At 71.8% G+C, this 15,927-nt stretch carries 12 protein-coding genes; 3 read left to right on the top strand and 9 right to left on the bottom strand.

Annotated elements, in window-relative coordinates:
* Nucleotides 1-84: 84 nt before the first annotated feature.
* The 3 genes from pflA to ACIRO3_RS20730 all read right to left on the bottom strand — a co-directional run bounded on the left by pflA (nt 85) and on the right by ACIRO3_RS20730 (nt 5,341).
* Nucleotides 85-927, bottom strand: coding sequence for a pyruvate formate-lyase-activating protein (pflA, locus tag ACIRO3_RS20740; RefSeq protein WP_404138758.1), 843 nt, complete (start codon nt 925-927; stop codon nt 85-87).
* Nucleotides 928-1,019: 92 nt separating this feature from the next.
* Nucleotides 1,020-3,302, bottom strand: a complete 2,283-nt coding sequence (pflB, locus tag ACIRO3_RS20735) for a formate C-acetyltransferase (RefSeq protein ID WP_404138755.1) — start codon at nt 3,300-3,302, stop codon at nt 1,020-1,022.
* Between the two features lie 617 nt (nt 3,303-3,919).
* Nucleotides 3,920-5,341: a NarK family nitrate/nitrite MFS transporter gene (locus ACIRO3_RS20730; protein WP_404138752.1), complete on the bottom strand. Its 1,422-nt coding sequence runs from the start codon at nt 5,339-5,341 to the stop codon at nt 3,920-3,922.
* A 373-nt stretch (nt 5,342-5,714) separates the two neighbouring features.
* Between ACIRO3_RS20730 and ACIRO3_RS20725 the strand changes: the two genes are divergently transcribed.
* Nucleotides 5,715-6,869: a low temperature requirement protein A gene (locus ACIRO3_RS20725; RefSeq protein WP_404138750.1), complete on the top strand. Its 1,155-nt coding sequence runs from the start codon at nt 5,715-5,717 to the stop codon at nt 6,867-6,869.
* Nucleotides 6,870-6,923: 54 nt separating this feature from the next.
* Nucleotides 6,924-8,177, top strand: coding sequence for a cytochrome P450 (locus tag ACIRO3_RS20720; RefSeq protein WP_404138747.1), 1,254 nt, complete (start codon nt 6,924-6,926; stop codon nt 8,175-8,177).
* 134 nt (nt 8,178-8,311) lie between these two features.
* Here ACIRO3_RS20720 and ACIRO3_RS20715 read toward each other — a convergent pair whose 3' ends face one another.
* Both ACIRO3_RS20715 and ACIRO3_RS20710 read right to left on the bottom strand, forming a co-directional pair.
* Nucleotides 8,312-8,806, bottom strand: coding sequence for a DUF5949 family protein (locus ACIRO3_RS20715; RefSeq protein WP_361785881.1), 495 nt, complete (start codon nt 8,804-8,806; stop codon nt 8,312-8,314).
* 57 nt (nt 8,807-8,863) lie between these two features.
* Entirely contained in the window at nt 8,864-9,475 is a 612-nt protein-coding gene (locus tag ACIRO3_RS20710; RefSeq protein WP_361785884.1) for a DUF4352 domain-containing protein, read from the bottom strand.
* A 169-nt stretch (nt 9,476-9,644) separates the two neighbouring features.
* On the opposite strand from ACIRO3_RS20710, the gene ACIRO3_RS20705 reads away from it, so the two are divergent.
* Nucleotides 9,645-10,088, top strand: coding sequence for a DUF6299 family protein (locus tag ACIRO3_RS20705; protein ID WP_404138743.1), 444 nt, complete (start codon nt 9,645-9,647; stop codon nt 10,086-10,088).
* 147 nt (nt 10,089-10,235) lie between these two features.
* Here the strand turns inward: ACIRO3_RS20705 and ACIRO3_RS20700 are convergent, their stop codons facing one another.
* The 4 genes from ACIRO3_RS20700 to ACIRO3_RS20685 all read right to left on the bottom strand — a co-directional run bounded on the left by ACIRO3_RS20700 (nt 10,236) and on the right by ACIRO3_RS20685 (nt 15,812).
* Nucleotides 10,236-10,403: a hypothetical protein gene (locus tag ACIRO3_RS20700; RefSeq protein ID WP_351749977.1), complete on the bottom strand. Its 168-nt coding sequence runs from the start codon at nt 10,401-10,403 to the stop codon at nt 10,236-10,238.
* A gap of 70 nt (nt 10,404-10,473) precedes the next feature.
* The gene (locus ACIRO3_RS20695; RefSeq protein WP_404139078.1) at nt 10,474-12,477 is read right to left on the bottom strand and encodes a SpoIIE family protein phosphatase; all 2,004 of its coding nucleotides are present in this window, start codon (nt 12,475-12,477) and stop codon (nt 10,474-10,476) included.
* Nucleotides 12,478-12,908: 431 nt separating this feature from the next.
* On the bottom strand, nt 12,909-14,183 hold the full coding sequence (locus ACIRO3_RS20690; RefSeq protein WP_404139075.1) for an NAD(P)-binding domain-containing protein: 1,275 nt from the start codon (nt 14,181-14,183) through the stop codon (nt 12,909-12,911).
* 69 nt (nt 14,184-14,252) lie between these two features.
* Nucleotides 14,253-15,812 (bottom strand): ATP-grasp domain-containing protein, encoded by a 1,560-nt coding sequence (locus tag ACIRO3_RS20685; RefSeq protein ID WP_404138740.1) that lies wholly within the window; start codon nt 15,810-15,812, stop codon nt 14,253-14,255.
* Between the last annotated feature and the right edge of the window lie 115 nt (nt 15,813-15,927).

Genomic DNA, 15,927 nt, shown 5'->3' with positions numbered 1-15,927 from the left:
AATTTCAGCCCGTTCTGTACCGGTTCCTGATGGGCCGTACGGGTGAGGCGTCGTCCGCTGCCGCAGCCGTCGGCCCCCGCGTACTCACACGGCGGTCAGCCCCTGGGCCGAGAAGATCGCTTTCGCCACGGTGACCTGCTCCGCGGTGGGCGAGGGGGTGTCGTGGAGGGTGAACTTCATGTCCAGCGCGTCCCACTTGGCCTCGCCGAGCTTGTGGAAGGGCAGAACGTCGACCCGCGAGACGTTGCCGAGGGAACCGGCGAAGGAGGCGACCCCCTCGATGTTTTCCTCGGCATCGGTGAGCCCGGGAACCAGGACGAACCGCAGGTGCACCTCCTTGCCGAGGTCGGCGAGGCGTCGGGCGAACTCCACGGTCGGCTCCAGGGAGCGGCCGGTGACCTTCCGGTAGGTGTCCCGGTTCCAGGACTTGACGTCCAGCAGGACCAGGTCCACGTCCCGCAACAGCGCGTCGGTGGCCCGCGCCCCGAGGAATCCCGAGGTGTCCAAGGCGGTGTGCAGCCCCAGCTCGTTCTTCATCCGGTGCAGCAGCTCGCCCGCGAAGACGGGCTGGAGCAGCGGCTCCCCACCGGAGACGGTGGCGCCGCCGCCCGAGGCCTCGATGAACCTCGTGTACTTGCGTGCCTCGGCGAGGACGTCCTCGGCGGAGGTGCGCTTGCCGTTGCGCATCCGCATGGTGTCGGGGTTGTGGCAGTACACGCAGCTCAGCGGGCAACCGGACAGGAACGTCACGAAGCGGGTACCGGGGCCGTCGACGCCGGTGGACAGGTCCCAGGAGTGCACCGAACCCTCGCTCGGCCGCTGCGTGGCGGCGGCGGCCGGCGTCCGGCCCGCGGCGGAACCGCCGGGTCCGGTCGGGAGGGCGTGGGCGACTTCGGCGGGGATGCTCGTACCGAGGAGGACGGTCATGACAGGTGCTCCGCAATCGAATGCCGACCCGGTGTCCGGGCGGTCGGGGGCGGCCCTTACGGGGCGGTTCGGTCGGGGCGCTCGATCGGGCTTCAGAGCGCGCCGTGGAAGGTGCGGTTCAGCACGTCGAGCTGCTGGTCACGGCTGAGACGGACGAAGTTCACCGCGTAACCGCTGACGCGGATGGTCAGCTGCGGGTAGTTCTCCGGGTGCTCCATCGCGTCCATGAGCGTGTCGCGGTTGAGCACGTTCACGTTCATGTGGAAGCCGTCGACGGCCATGTAGCCGTCGAGGACGCCCGCCAGGTTCCCGATCCGCTCCTCGGGGGTGCGGCCCAGCGCGTCGGGGGTGACGGTGTTGGTCAGCGAGATGCCGTCCTCGGCGTCCTCGTACGGGAGCTTCGCGACCGACAGCGCCGAGGTGACGTAGCCGTGGGTGTCGCGGCCGTTCATGGGGTTGGCGCCCGGGGAGAACGGTTCTCCGGCGCGGCGTCCGTCCGGCGTGTTGCCGGTCTTCTTGCCGTAGACCACGTTCGAGGTGATGGTCAGCACCGACTGGGTGTGCTCGGCGCCCCGGTACGTCTCGTGTCGACGCACCTTCCGCATGAACTCCTCGACCAGCCACACCGCGATGGCGTCGACCCGGTCGTCGTTGTTGCCGAAGGCCGGGTAGTCGCCGTCGATGGTGTAGTCGGTGACCAGTCCGCTCTCGTCGCGCACAGCGGTGACCTCGGCGTACTTGATGGCGGCCAGCGAGTCGGCGGCCACCGACAGGCCCGCGATCCCGCAGGCCATGGTGCGGCGCACGTCACGGTCGTGGAGCGCCATCTCGATGCGCTCGTAGGCGTACTTGTCGTGCATGTAGTGGATGACGTTGAGCGCGTGGACGTAGGTGCTCGCGAGCCATTCCATCTGCTCGTCGAACTTGGCCATGACCTGGTCGTAGTCGAGCACGTCGGCCGTGACGGCGCCGGTGGCCGGCCCCACCTGGGCGCCGGACTTCTCGTCGCGTCCGCCGTTGATGGCGTAGAGCAGGGTCTTGGCGAGGTTCACGCGGGCGCCGAAGAACTGCATCTGCTTTCCGACCGGCATCGCCGACACGCAGCACGCGATGGCGGTGTCGTCACCGAAGCGCGGGCGCATCAGCTCGTCGGACTCGTACTGGACCGAGGACGTGTCGATCGAGACGCGGGCGCAGAACTCCTTGAAGCCCTGGGGCAGTCGGGGCGACCAGAAGACCGTCATGTTCGGCTCGGGGGCCGGTCCCAGGTTGTACAGGGTCTGGAGGTAGCGGAAGGAGGTCCTGGTGACCAGCGGCCGGCCGTCCTCGCCCATGCCGGCGATCGACTCGGTGACCCAGGTCGGGTCGCCGGAGAACAGCTCGTCGTACTCCGGGGTGCGCAGGAAACGGACGATGCGGAGCTTGATGATGAAGTCGTCGACCAGTTCCTGGGCCTGCTCCTCGGTGAGGAGGCCGGCCTCGATGTCCCGCTGGAGGTAGACGTCGACGAAGGTGGAGGTGCGGCCCAGGGACATGGCCGCGCCGTTCTGTTCCTTCACCGCGGCCAGGTAGGCGAAGTACAGCCACTGGATGGCCTCGCGGCCGGTGGTGGCGGGTCCCGAGATGTCGTGTCCGTAGGAGGCCGCCATCGCCTTGAGCTCGGCGAGGGCGCGGATCTGCTCGGAGAGTTCCTCGCGCAGACGGATCGTCTCCTCCAGCGGGCGGTCACCCGCGGGGAGGTCGTTGAGCTCCTCCTTCTCCTCCTTCTTGAAGGCGATGAGGCGGTCCACGCCGTAGAGGGCGACCCGGCGGTAGTCGCCGATGATGCGTCCGCGACCGTAGGCGTCCGGGAGGCCCGTGACGACGCCGGCCTTGCGGGCGGCGCGGATCTCGGGTGTGTAGGCGTCGAAGACACCGGCGTTGTGGGTCTTGCGGTAGTCCGTGAAGACCTTCTCCAGCTCCTCGGAAACCGGGTAGCCGTAGGTCTCCAGGGCGCCGGCGACCATGCGCCAGCCGCCGTACGGCATGATCGCGCGCTTGAGCGGGGCGTCCGTCTGGAGGCCGACGATCAGGTCCTTGTCACGGTCGATCCAGCCGGGGGCGTGGGCGGTGATCGTGGAGGGGATGTCGTGGGCGACGTCGTGGACGCCCTTCTCACGCTCCTCCGGGAACTTGTCCGTGATCGCCTTCCACACGGCGGTGGTGCGCTCGGTGGGGCCGGCGAGGAAGGAGTCGTCGCCCTCGTACGGCGTGTAGTTCCGCTGGATGAAGTCGCGGACGTCGATGGCGTCCCACCACAGGCCGCCCTTGAAGCCTTCCCAGGCTCCGACGTTCCTCGTGCTCTCCATCGCGCTCTCCACAGGGGTGGCAGTCATGGCCGGCACCTTCCGAGTCGCCTCATTGCTGGTACGCCTCCATTGCACGCCTTTTGATCGATCATTGGGGCCCGCGTTGGTCCCGGGCCGAGGCCCGAAAGTCCCGCCGCCTGCCGGCCTACCCCGAGTACACCCCATTTGACCTGCTGGTTCGTGGAGGCCTAAAGACCCTTGATCGCTTGTGAAAGTCTTCACAAATAGCGCGTGGGGCGGGGGTCGCGTGAGACCTGGCGGACCTCTGGCGCAGTCGGACAATCCGACTTCGGGCGGGGCCTGTGGACAGCCCGGGGCACGACCCGGACCGTCCCCGGCAGCATGGAGGAGCGGTTCGGCGCGGACCGCGGGGCGATGGGGGGACCGACATGTCGAGCACGAACGCGTTGGGCGGGGGAATCCTGGTGGTGGCTGCCGGGGGCGGCGTTCCGATCCGACCCCACCGGCCTGTGGGACGCGGGACCCGGGGCGCGGCCCCGGGCGCCCGGACGCCCGGCGCGGCCCGTCCGCGCGGCCGCCCGCGACGGTGTCCGGCCCCACCCGGGCGCGGAGCGCGGGGGTGGGGCCGGTGGGATCGAAGGCCTCGAAGGCCTCGGAGGGTGGAGCCCGGTGCGGTCACAGCACTAGCTGGGGGCCTCAGCGCCCTTGCGGGCGTAGTACCACCAGGCCACGATCACACAGCCGGCGTAGAAGCCCACGAAGCCCCACATCGCGCTCGTCACCGCGAAGTTGGCGAACATCGCCGGGATGAAGAAGAACCCGTAGGCGGCGATGGCGGCGGTGAATCCGGTGACCGCCCCCGATTCCATCTCGGCCCGCTTCAGCGCGACCGCGTGCTCGGGCGTGCCCTCCGCGAGGCCCTTCAGGTGCTGCCCACGAAAGATCACCGGGATCTGCCGGAAGGTCGACCCGTTGCCGATGCCCGAGAAGAAGAACGCCGCCAGGAAGCAGAGGAAGAAGCCCTGGAAGGACCCCTGGTCGGAGCCGACCGGCAGGAAGGTGATCACGCCGATGATGGAGAGCGCCATTCCCGCGAAGGACAGGATCGTCACCCGGGCGCCGCCCAGCTTGTCCGCGATCCAACCGCCCGCCCAGCGCGCCAGCGCACCCAGCGCGGGCCCCATCCAGGCGTAGGTCGCCACCGAGTACGCCGGGAAGGTGGTCTTGATCAGCAGCGGCAGGGCCGCCGCGAAGCCGATGAACGAGCCGAACGTGCCGACGTAGAGCCAGGTCATCAGCCAGGTGTGCTTGCGCTTGAAGATGACCTTCTGCCGACTGAAGGGGGTGGAGGCCACCTTCAGGTCGTTCTGCCCGAACCAGGCGATCGCCGCGAGCACGATCAGGACCGGGACCCACACGAACGCCGCGTTCTGGAGGTAGATCTCCGAGCCGTTCGCCTTCTTCTGGCCCGCACCGATCGCCAGGACCGAGGAGGTGATCAGGATCGGGGTCAGCAGTTGGACGACCGACACACCGAGGTTGCCCAGACCGCCGTTGATTCCGGTCGCGTTGCCCTTCTCCTGCTCGGGATGGAAGAAGCCGATGTTGGACAGCGAGGAGGAGAAGTTCGCGCCGCCGATGCCGCACAGCGCGGCGATGGCGACCATCGTCGTGTACGAGGTGCTCGTGTCCTGCACCGCGAAACCGAGCCAGAGCAGCGGCGCGATGAGGACGACGGTCGACAGCGCGGTGAAGCGGCGCTGCCCGATCCTCGGGCCGAGGAAGGTGTAGAAGATCCGGGCGGTGCCGCCGGTGATCCCCGGTACGGCGGTCAGCCAGAACAGCTGGGACTGCGAGAAGCCGAAGCCGACGTCCTTGAGGTTCGTCGCCGTGATGCTCCAGACCTGCCAGACCACGAAGGCCACGAGCAGCGCCGGCACCGCGATCCACAGATTGCGGGTGGCCACCCTCTTCCCCGTGGACTGCCAGAAGGACGGATCCTCGGGCGTCCAGTCCGTGATGGGGCGGCCCGGGCGGTACTGCGCCGGGTCCGGCGCCTGTGTGCGTCCGGTCGCCGAACGCGCTTCCTGCGTGGCGATGCTCATGGCGTGTCCTGGGTGCTGGGGGTGGGGACCGAAGGAGTCCTGATGGTCCTGACCCATCCAGGTTCCGTCGGGCCGGGGGGCTCGCGTCAGAGGAGAACGCACCGCGGGCGACGGAAGAAGGTCCCCTCTCCCACAGTGCGTTGGTCGCTCCGGCCACCGGACCAAGGACCGCCGCTCCACCACCGATTCCGGGGTTCGAAGCTCCGGGGCTCGATGCCCCGGGTTCCTCGCTGCTTCGACAGGCCGGGCCTCGACAGCCGCGGCTTCGAGAGCCGGCGCGCAGCCTCGCCCGACGAGTCCGCCCGGGGTACGCGGGCGCCGCGGGCCGCGCGCCTCGCCTGCCGACCCGCGCGCGGCTGGTGTGCTGGGCGGTATGACCTACGTACCTATGACCGCCCGGAGCCGGGACGAAGGCCACCGCGCCGCGACTCCCCTGGAGCTCTTCTTCGACCTGTGCTTCGTGGTCGGCGTGGCGCAGGCGGGGCGCCAACTGGTCCACGCCCTGGCCGAGGACCATGTGGGCAGCGGCATCGCCGGCTACCTCTTCGTGTTCTTCGGGGTGTGGTGGGCCTGGATGAACTTCACCTGGTTCGCCTCCGCTTACGACGTCGACGACATCCCGTACCGGATCGCGACCCTGGTGCAGATCTCCGGGGTACTCGTCTACTCGGCCGGGATCCCGCGCGCCTTCAACGACAACGACTGGACCGTCGCGGTCATCGGCTATCTGGTGATGCGCATCGCGCTGACCTTCCAGTGGCTGCGGGCGGCCGCCGGGGAGCGCGGTCCGGCCCGCCGCTGCGCGATCACCTACGCGGTCGGGTTGCTGATCTGCCAGGCGGGTTGGACGGCGCTGCTCCTGGCCCCCGAGAGCGCTCGGCAGTGGCTGTTCCTGGTCATGGTGGTGGCGGAGCTGGCGGTGCCGGTCATCGCGGAGCACGGTCACCAGACACCGTGGCATCCGCACCACATCGCGGAGCGGTACGGCCTGTTCACCATCATCGTGCTCGGCGAGACCATCGCCGCCAGCACGGTCGCCGTGCAGTCGGCCATCGACGAGCACGAGGCGTTGGGCGAGTTGCTGCCGATCGCCGCGGGCGGTCTGCTGCTGGTCTTCGCGGCCTGGTGGATCTACTTCGCGGTGCCCGTGCACGAGGGCTTGCGCACCAACCGCGATGCCATCCCCTGGGGTTACGGACACTTCGTGATCCTGGCGTCGGCGGCCGCGATCGGCGCCGGCATCGAGGTGGCGATCGAGCAGGCGGTGGGCAAGGCGCACATCTCCGACCTGGCGGCGAACCTCTCGGTGTCCGTCCCGGCGGCGCTGTTCCTGCTCTTCGTGTGGTTCCTGCACTCCCGTCACTTCAAGCGGGGCATGGCGCAGCAGTTGGTGCTCCCGGTCTCGGCGGCGGCCGTCCTCGCGTGCGCCTGGACCGGCGAGCACGCGGTGCTGTGGGTCGGTCTGGTGGCCTGCGCCACGGTGGCGGCGGGCGTGACCTTGGCCGAGCGGGCGCGTTCTGGTGCGTGAGGACGGTCGGGGGCGATTCGGCGTGCTGCCGACGAGAAGGAAGAAGGTGCGGACATGACGGTTCCGGCACAGCGGTACGGAGACGGGCCCGGGTCCGAGCTGGCCGATCCGGCCTTCTGGCAGTTGCCTCCCGAGGCCCGACTGGCGGCCTTCGCCCGGCTGCGGGCGCTCGATTCCCCGGTGTACGTGGCCGAGGGCAGGGATCGGGGCCACTGGGCCCTGGTGCGGCACGCGGACGTGCAGGAGGCGAGCCGGCTGCCCAAGGTGTTCGCGAGCGCGCCCGGGGTGACGACGCCGGAGCCGCCGCGCTGGGTCCGGGCGTTGTTCGGGGACTCGATGGTCAACTTGGACGGCCCCGACCACGCGCGGTTGCGCAAGGTCGTGCAGCGGGCCTTCACCCCGCGCCTGTTGGCCGCGGCCGAGGAGGACATCCACGCGGTGGCGGCCAGGATCGTGGACGACGTGCTGGACGAGCGGCCCGACGAGTTCGTCTCGGCGGTGGCTTCCCGCCTGCCGCTGGAGGTCATCTGCAACATGATGGGCATCCCGCAGGGCTACCGGGCCGAGATCGCGGACCGGGTCAACCACGCCTCCGAACACATCGGTGTGGAGCGGGGCCTGGCCGCCCGGCTGCGGATGCCGGGGCGCGGCTTGCGCGCGCTGGCCCGAATGCAGCGGATGGTCGCGGGCATCGGGCGGGAGCGGCGCAGGAATCCTACCGACGACCTGATCTCGGCGCTGGTCTGCGCCAACGTGGACGGCCAGGCCCTGGGCGCCCGGCAACTCGGGGCGTTCTTCTCACTGTTGATGGTGGCCGGCGTGGAAACGACCCGGAACGCGATCACGCACGGGCTGACCCTGCTGACCGACTTCCCGGACCAACGCGATCTGTTGCTGTCGGACTTCGAGACGTATGCGGACGGCGCGGTGGACGAGATGATCCGTCATTCGACGCCGATCATCCAGTTCCGTCGCACGGTGGCGGCCGAACACACCCTGGGCGGGCACCTGTTCACGCCCGGCGACAAGGTGGTGTTGTACTACGCCTCCGCCAACCGCGACGAGGCGGTCTTCCCCGACCCCGACGCCTTCGACATCACCCGCTCGCCCAATCCGCATCTGGGGTTCGGCGGCGGCGGTCCGCACTTCTGCCTGGGGGCGCATCTGGCCCGGGTGGAGATGAGGTCGCTGTTCCGCGAACTGCTGACCCGGCCGGTGGGACTGCGCGCGGTGGGCCTGCCCGACCTGGCGGGGTCGAACTTCGACAACCGGGTCCGTTCGCTCCGCTTCGCCTTCGACCAGCCCTGACGGCTGCCTCGGCCGACCCTGACGGCTACCGCGTCCGGCCGTCGCGGCTTCACGGGACGCCGGAGACGGAACCGGCCACCGGGCGGGCTGGGAGCCCGGCGGCCGGAGACGTGGGCGGTGGCGCCCGCGCGGTGTCAGCCGCGCAGGCTCTGCACCGTGAGCACGCAGTGGGCGCTGCTGGTCAGTACTTCCTCGTCGCCCGCGAAGGCCTGGAGCACGTCCGCGGAGACCGGCCGGCCGGGGACGGCCTCGGGCCAGGCGCGCGTGGCGAACAGGAAGTAGGCCTGGCCGCTCTCGTTGGCGGCGGCGACCCACTCCGGCGGGGCGGTGCAGGTGGCGTTGAGCCCGGGCAGGGTCAGTGCGATCTGGTGGTCGGCCAGCAGGATCTTCACCGGGAAGGTGGCCGCCTTGAGGGTGCCGTCCATGACCACGTCCCCGATCGGCAGGCCGATCTCCTCCAGGAGGCCTCGGGCGGCCGCCTCGCCGGCCTCCTTGCCGCCCGGGCCGTCGCCCAGGGTGTAGGCGAGGAGGTACGGGATGTCGTGACCCTCGGAGGGGTCGCCGATCCAGGCGAGCACGGAAAGGGTGCCGAGCTGGGACCGGTCGATTTCGGCTTGGGTGGAAGTCATGCGCCGCACCTTAGTGGCCTCTCGCCCGCCCCCTTCACGGCCTTTCACCCGAGCGGGCTATACGGCCCAGAATCCCCCTCCGGAATTCGTCTGCATGTTCGCGTCCTGGTACTGGAGCCGCACGATGCGAGCGCTTTCCGGAATTTCGAACACCACCCATCCCTCGGCCCGCTCACCGACCTCCAGCGAATCGAAGACGAGGGGTTTGCCGGTGGTCAGTTCGCCGGTGGGCACCACCGGGTGGCGACGCCCCGCGCCGTCGTACGCCCACATGCGCCCGAGAGCACCGTACGAGGCTCCACCCACGTTGACGAACGACATCGAGGCGGCCACCCAGCGCTTCCCGGCGGCCGGCGCGAAGTTCTTCTCGACGCTGACGGCCGGGTCCACGTACGCGTTGAGCACCACCTGGAGGTGTCGGCCCACCTGCCGGCCCTGCACCCGTACGGAGTCACCCACACGAGCGTCCTTCGCGGTCGCCGGCACCACCGCCGGGGCCGGTGCGGCCGGGTCGCCGTCGGTGTCCGGCACCCCGTCGTCCACCGGGACGGCGGGGACGGCCGCGGGGGCCACGGCGGCCCCTTCGGGCACGCTCTGGCAGGCGGTGGCGCCCATCAGCAGGAGGGGCAGGAGGGCGGCGGCGGCGAGGACGGAAGCGGGCTGACGCATGCGGGATCCCTTCGGGGATCTTCGGGGCGGGGAAGCATTCCGGCCAGTTTCACGCGCCCGAGCGGGCAATTGCACACACCGACACGAGTGTGCGGAGCGACTTGCCCGCCAACTGCCGCCAGAATGCGTTCCGGCGGTATCCCGCCACCCGATTCCCACTGGAGGAAAAATGGTCACGTCCGGCCGTCGAATGGCTCTCGCGGCGCTCTCCGCACTGGCCGCCGCCTCGGTATTCACCGCTCCGGCGAACGCCACCGTTTTCAACCAGGAGATTTCCGTCCGGCCTTACGCCCACATCACCGAGGACGGCTCCGTCACCCTTTCCGGGGCCTACCGCTGCGAGGGCGCGTCACCCAGGGGGGCGGTTCAGGTGAAGGCGACCGTCATCCAGGAGGGGATCCGCCTGACCGTCGCCGCCGGCGACGCCCGCTGCGACGGCGAGCGCCACCGCTGGGAGGCGCGCGGCTCGGTGCGCTTCACGCCCGGCCTGCATGCCGGTCGCGCCGAGGCCGTGGCGCAGCTCCAAGAGGTCCACTTCTCCGGGCTGATGCCTCGTTCGATCGACACCCTCGCCGAGGACGGCAAGAACATCGAGGTGTTCGACCACCGGTGATCCCGACGCCGGCACCGCCCGGTTGGTCCGGTTCAGTCCGGTTCAGTCCGGGGCCCGGGGTCCGGTTCAGTCCGGGGTCCGGGGTCCGGTTCAGCCCAGGGTCCGGTTCGGTCCGGTCCGGTAGCCGCCGCTACCGGATCCACGCCGTCAGCGGCACTCCGGCGCGACACCGGTCATCGACATGAACGCCACCGTCTGACAGCCGGGGTCCGAGTGCGGGCGCCCCGTCGTCCAGTCCACGGCCTTCGGCACGCCGGCCGCCAGCAGGAGCAGGGCCAGGATGCCCGTCACGGCGCCCCTGTTCAGGCGGCGCACAGCAGAATCCGTTCCATGGCGGCATCATCGCGCTCCCTCCGGCCGGCCACAACTCGGGGTGACCGTCCGGTCACTCCGTGCTTCGCCGCCCGCCGCCGGCGTCGAACTCGCACCAGACGGCCTTTCCGTCGCCCCGGGACTCCACTCCCCAGTGCGTGGCCAGGGCGTCGACCAGGAGCAGCCCGCGCCCCGTGGTGGCCGACTCACCCGGGGTGCGCCGGCGGGGCCACACGCTGGAGCGGTCCTTGACCCACAGCCGGATCCGCCGCACCGGCTCCGGCAGCACCTCCATGGTCAGCACCGCTCCGCCGTCCGTGTGCAGCAGGGCGTTGACCAGCAGCTCGCCCGCGGCCAGTTCCACGTCGTCGGCGAGTTCCGCCATGCCCCAGTCGCGCAGGGCCTGCCGCAGGGCGTAGCGGGCCTCCGAGAGCCCCTCGGGGTCGGCCTGGTGGATGTACTGGTGGATGCGGGGCGCCCGGTGCGTGCCCGGGTCGGGAGCCCGGCGCAGCACGAGCAGGGCCACGTCGTCGCCGGAGCCCCACCGTTCCCAGAGCCGGTCCGAGAGGTGGTCGGCGAGCGCCCCGGCCTCCTGGGGTCCGCTGCGGACGGCGTGGGCGAGCGCCTCCATGCCCTGGGTGATGGCGGTGCCGGGTTCCTCCACGAGCCCGTCGGTGCACAGGACGAGGGTCTCCCCGGGCACCAGGTCCAGCCGGGTCTCGGGGAACTCCTCCTGCTCGAAGATCGAGGCGAGTCCGAGGGGCAGGCCGCCGCGGACGTTGGGCCAGCCCGTTCGGCCGTCCGTGTGCCGGATGAGGGGTCCGAGGTGACCCGCGCGGACCGCCCGTACCCCGCCGGTCTCCAGGTCCACCTGTGCGTACATGCAGGTCGCGAAGCGTTCGGTGTCGAGTTCGGCGAGGAAGCGGGAGGCCCGGGCCAGCACCGTGGACGGCGGATGGCCCTCCCCGGCGTAGGCGCGCAGCGCGATGCGCAGCTGGCCCATGATGGCGGCGGCGTGCGTGTCGTGGCCCTGTACGTCGCCCACGACGATGCCGACCCGGTCGCGGGGCAGCGCGATCACGTCGTACCAGTCTCCGCCGACCTCGCGCCCGCTCCACGCGGCGTGGTAGCGGACCGCGATCTCGCCGCCGGTGATGTCGGGGATCCGGCGCGGCAGCATCGACGCCTGGAGGCCGGTGGCGAACTCCCGTTCCTGGTCGAAGAGCAGGGCCCGCTGGAGCGACTGGGCCACGATGCCGGCCAGGCCGAGGCAGAGGTTGCGTTCCTCGGGGCTGAACTCGCTGAGCCGCTTGTAGAAGAGGACCAGCCCGCCGATGGCCTTGGCCTGCGCGATCAGCGGCAGGTAGGCGGCCGCGTCGTAGTGGATCCGGTTCAGGTAGTCGGTGAACATCGGGAACTCGGCCGCCAGCTCGGAGAGCGAGGTGACGAACCGCGCCTTGCGGCTGAGCACCGCCTGCGACAGCGGGAGCGAACCGTCCAGCCGGGTGAACCTGCGCTCGTTGAGGATCTCCAGGGACTCCCCGCTCAACGCGATGATCTTGATGGCGCCGTTCTCGACCAGTCCGAGGGCGAGCCCGTCCGCGCCGAGCCGTTCCAGGGCTCCCGTGCCGGTCAGGGTGGCCGTCACGTCGTCCACGGTCACGGCGCGCGAGAGGGCCTCGGTGGTCCGCTGCACGATGGTGGCCTGCTGGGCGCGGGCCGACTCCAGCTTCCGCAGCACCGTGAGGTGGGCCAGCTCGGCCGTCGCGTCCCGGACGATGCCGACGATCCGCAGGGCCCGGCCGTCGGGGGCGCGCAGCACCCGCCCCTGGGTGTGGGTCCACTGGTCGCGGCCGTCGCGGCGCCGCACCGTGAAGTAGGAGCCGTACGTCTCCTCACCGCTGTCCAGCACTCCGACCACGGTGTCCGCGAGCCGCGCGCTGTCATCGGCCGGAATCCGCAGGCCCAGGCCTTCCGGGGTGTGGTCGAACTCCTCCGGCTCCAGGTCGAAGACGACCAGGCCGGCCTCGTCGAGCGACAGGGTTCCCGCGCCCAGGTCCCAGTCGAAGCTGCCCATGCCGTTCAGCGCGAGCCGCTCCCCGGGGCCGGTCACCGCAATGCCGCCGTCCGGCCCGTCCGGCGCGGGCCTGTCGGGGCTGTCGGGGCTGCCGGGCCTGTCAGGTCCGTCGGGTCTGTCGGGTCGCTCCGCCGCTGCCACGCGTCACACCACCTAACGGCCCGGCCAGTACGGCTGGGAGATCAGCCGCTCCCACTCTTCGTCAGGATGCCCCGGAAGGGTGCGTCCGGCCTCTCGCCAGCGCGACAGGAGGGAGAGGTAGATCGTGGACTGGTCACCGGGTCCGAAGGATCCGCCCTTGGGTCGGCCCGGCGGCTGTTCCGCACGGCTGGCGGGGATGCGTACCCAGCCACGGCCGCCCTGTGCTCGCTCCGTGCCCATCGCGACCCCTCTCGCCTCTCACCGTGAACACGTCCCACCGCGGATGCGCCTCACCGCGGATACGTCCCGGGGTGCCCGGCGGCGGCCCGGTCGAGCCGGTCGCCGACGGTGGAACCCGGCAGTCGCCCCCGGGTGCCGAGCCTCCCCAGGACTCCCTTCACCAGTCTCCCCGCCGTGAAGCCCGCACCGTGCACGAATCGCATGGAAGGGCCGAATGAGGGAGCCGTCAACAGGCCCGCGAAGAACAGCCCGGGCCACGAGGATTCGAAGCCCGCGCTCAGCTCGGGCGTCCCGCCACCGCCCACCGTCCGCAGCGCGGTCCGCAGCCCGGCGTCGAGCAGGACCAGACGGCGCAGGTCGGGGGCGAACCCGGTGGCCGAGATGACGTGCGAGGTGTCCAGGACGACGCGCTCCCCGGTCGCGGAGGTCAGCTGGAGCCGGGTCCCGTCGCCCGTCGCGACCGCCCGGTGCAGTTGGTGGCCGAGGAGCACCGGTACCCGCTGTTCGAAGCGGTCCCGCAGCCACCAGGCGCCTGCCGGCCCCAGCGCCGTGGCGGCGATCCGCTGCCGGGTCGTCGAGGGCAGCCGGCGCACGGCCCACGGCAGTTCCGACCACACCCAGCTGCGCCATCCCGTGCCCAGACCGCTGTGCGGGTCGCGAAGGGACCGCAGCCGGGTCCGTTCCAGGGGCTGCGGGACGGTGTTCCAGTTCAGCCGGGTCCGCCGGGCCACCAGACACGGTCGCGCCCCGGCCTCCGCGAGCAGGGCCGCCGTCTCCAGGGCCGCCTGCCCGGCCCCGAGCACCGTGACCTCCCGGCCGGCGAACCGGGCCAGGTCGCGGTGGCCGCTGCTGTGCGAGTAGTGGGCGGGCGGCAGCTCCCGCAGCGCTTCGGGGAAGTTCACGAACGGCATCACCCCCACCGCCAGGGCGACGGTACGGGCGTACAGCTGCGGCCCCTGCGCGGTCCTGATCCGGAAGCCGTCCCCCTGCGGGGCCAGCTCGGTGACGGTCACCTCCTCCGCCTCGGGTGCGGCCCGCCCGGCGAACCAGAGCCCGTACGCGCTGAAGGTGCCGATCGGCAGCGGCGCGCCGTGCTCGGCCCGCACGCCCAGGCCCGCGCAGTAGTCGGCGAGGGTGTGCCGGCCGCCGGGCGCGGAGAGGTTGGAGGACCAGGGCTCCGACTTCAGGTACATGCCCTCGGGCATGTGGTCCCGCCATGACGCCATGGGCCGCCCCAGCACCCGTACCCGGAGTCCGGCCGCCGCCGCGTGCGCCGCGATCGACAACCCGTACGGCCCCGCGCCGACCACCACGAGGTCGTCCATCCGTGTCATCGCTGTCCCCCCGCTGTCATGGCCGAACACCTCGGGCGGGCCCGCCCGAGGCGAGGCGCGTCACCGGATCACCAGCTCGTCCGGTTCGGCCGCCCCCGGCGGGACCGGGCGCGCGGCCGGTCCGCCGGAACCCTCCGAGGCCTGTTCCCGGCCGCGCTGGCGGGGAGCGCGCACCACGGCCCGGGCGGTACGCCGGCCCTGCGCGGGAAAGCCCCGAAGGACCCGGGCCCCCTTGCCGAAGCCCCGGCCCAGGAAGGCGGTGACCATCGCGACGAACGGCATCAGGTCGTCCGAGGCGAACCAGGCCGCCTCCACCTCCGCGCGTCGGTCCCTCGGCCCGGCCCGCACCGGCCCGGCCGCGACCCGCCCGGGCGCAGCGCCGGCCCCCGGGGCCCGCTCCCGCGCCGCCGGGTCCCCCACCGGGGCGGCGGACCCGGCGGCGACGGACTCCGCACCGACGCCGTCACCCCGGTCCGCGGGCGCCCGGTCCGCAGTCGCCCGGTCCGGGGCCGCGCCGCCCTGGTCCACCCGGTGTTCCGCCGCCCGGCCGGGCCGGTCCGGCCGGGCCGGGTCCGGGATCACGACCCCGTCCCGGGGCCCGCCGGCGGCCGGGGCCGCACCGGCCGCCGGGGACGGGTTCCGAGCCGCGTGCGGTCGGGGCGCCGCGCCCCGGGCCGGCCGCCGGGCGAGCGGCAGCCGGCGTCCGCGTACGGCCGCGAGCAGCGCGTAGTTCTCCGCGACGAACACCCGGCCCGGCCCGCCCGAGGGCGCCGGCACCCGTTGCCCCGTCAGATCCAGGTACATCGCCTGGACCACGTCCAGCCCGCCCGCGTCCGTGAACAGCCGGAACTGCGCCCCGGGACGCGGATTGAAGTCCACCAGCCGGAAGCAGCCCCGCTCGTCGCGGCGGAAGTCGAGGTCCAGGATCCCCTGGTAGCGCAGCCGTTCGGCGAGCCGCAGCCCCGCCTCCTCCACCGCCGGATCCGGCAGCCACCGTCCGACGGCCGTCAGCCCCGTCCGTACCGGCCAGGACAGTTCCTTGCGCCCGGACCCCACGAGCAGCGGATGTCCGCCCCGCGTGAAGGCGCCGTGGAAGAACCAGTCGGTGTCCTGACCGGCCGGCAGGAACCGTTGGAGCAGCAGCCGGCTGCCCGCCCGCTCCGAGCGTTCGTACAGGCGTCGCGCCTCGGCCGCGCTGTGCAGCAGCGTGGTGCTCCGCAGCCCCTCGCCCGCCGGGAGCAGCCACGGCCGGCTCCACTTCGCCACCACCGGCAGCCCCAGCCGCCACGCGGCCTCGGACGCCTCGGCCCCGCTCGCCGGAATCACCGTCTCGGGGTGCGGGATGTCCCAGCGCGCGCACAGCCGCGACAGTTCGGCCTTGTCGGCCACCCGCGCGGGCAGTCCGTCGGGCTGATGGGGAATCCGGTACCGCTCGTCGAGCGACGGGGCGATCCGGGCGACCGCGATGGCGCTCAGGTCGTCCATCGCGACGAGCACGGCGGGGCGCCCGATCCGCTCGGACACGGCGAGGAGGCAGTCCAGCAGGGCTTGCGGGGCCTCGGGGTCGAGCCCTCCGACCGGCCCGGGGTGCACCGCGCGCAGGTACCGCGAACGCCTCACGGGACCTCCCCCGGCCTCGACGACGGCATGGACCTCCACGCCCTTGCGCCCAAGGGATCTGACGGCGCCGAGGGTTCCGTGGTGGAACGGATTCCGATCGAGTCTGAGCAGAACG

The organism is Streptomyces sp. NPDC102278, assembly GCF_044766345.1.
GTDB lineage: Bacteria > Actinomycetota > Actinomycetes > Streptomycetales > Streptomycetaceae > Streptomyces.
The sequence above is the reverse complement of the archived record's forward strand: the minus strand, read 5'-3'. Positions and strand labels throughout refer to the sequence as shown.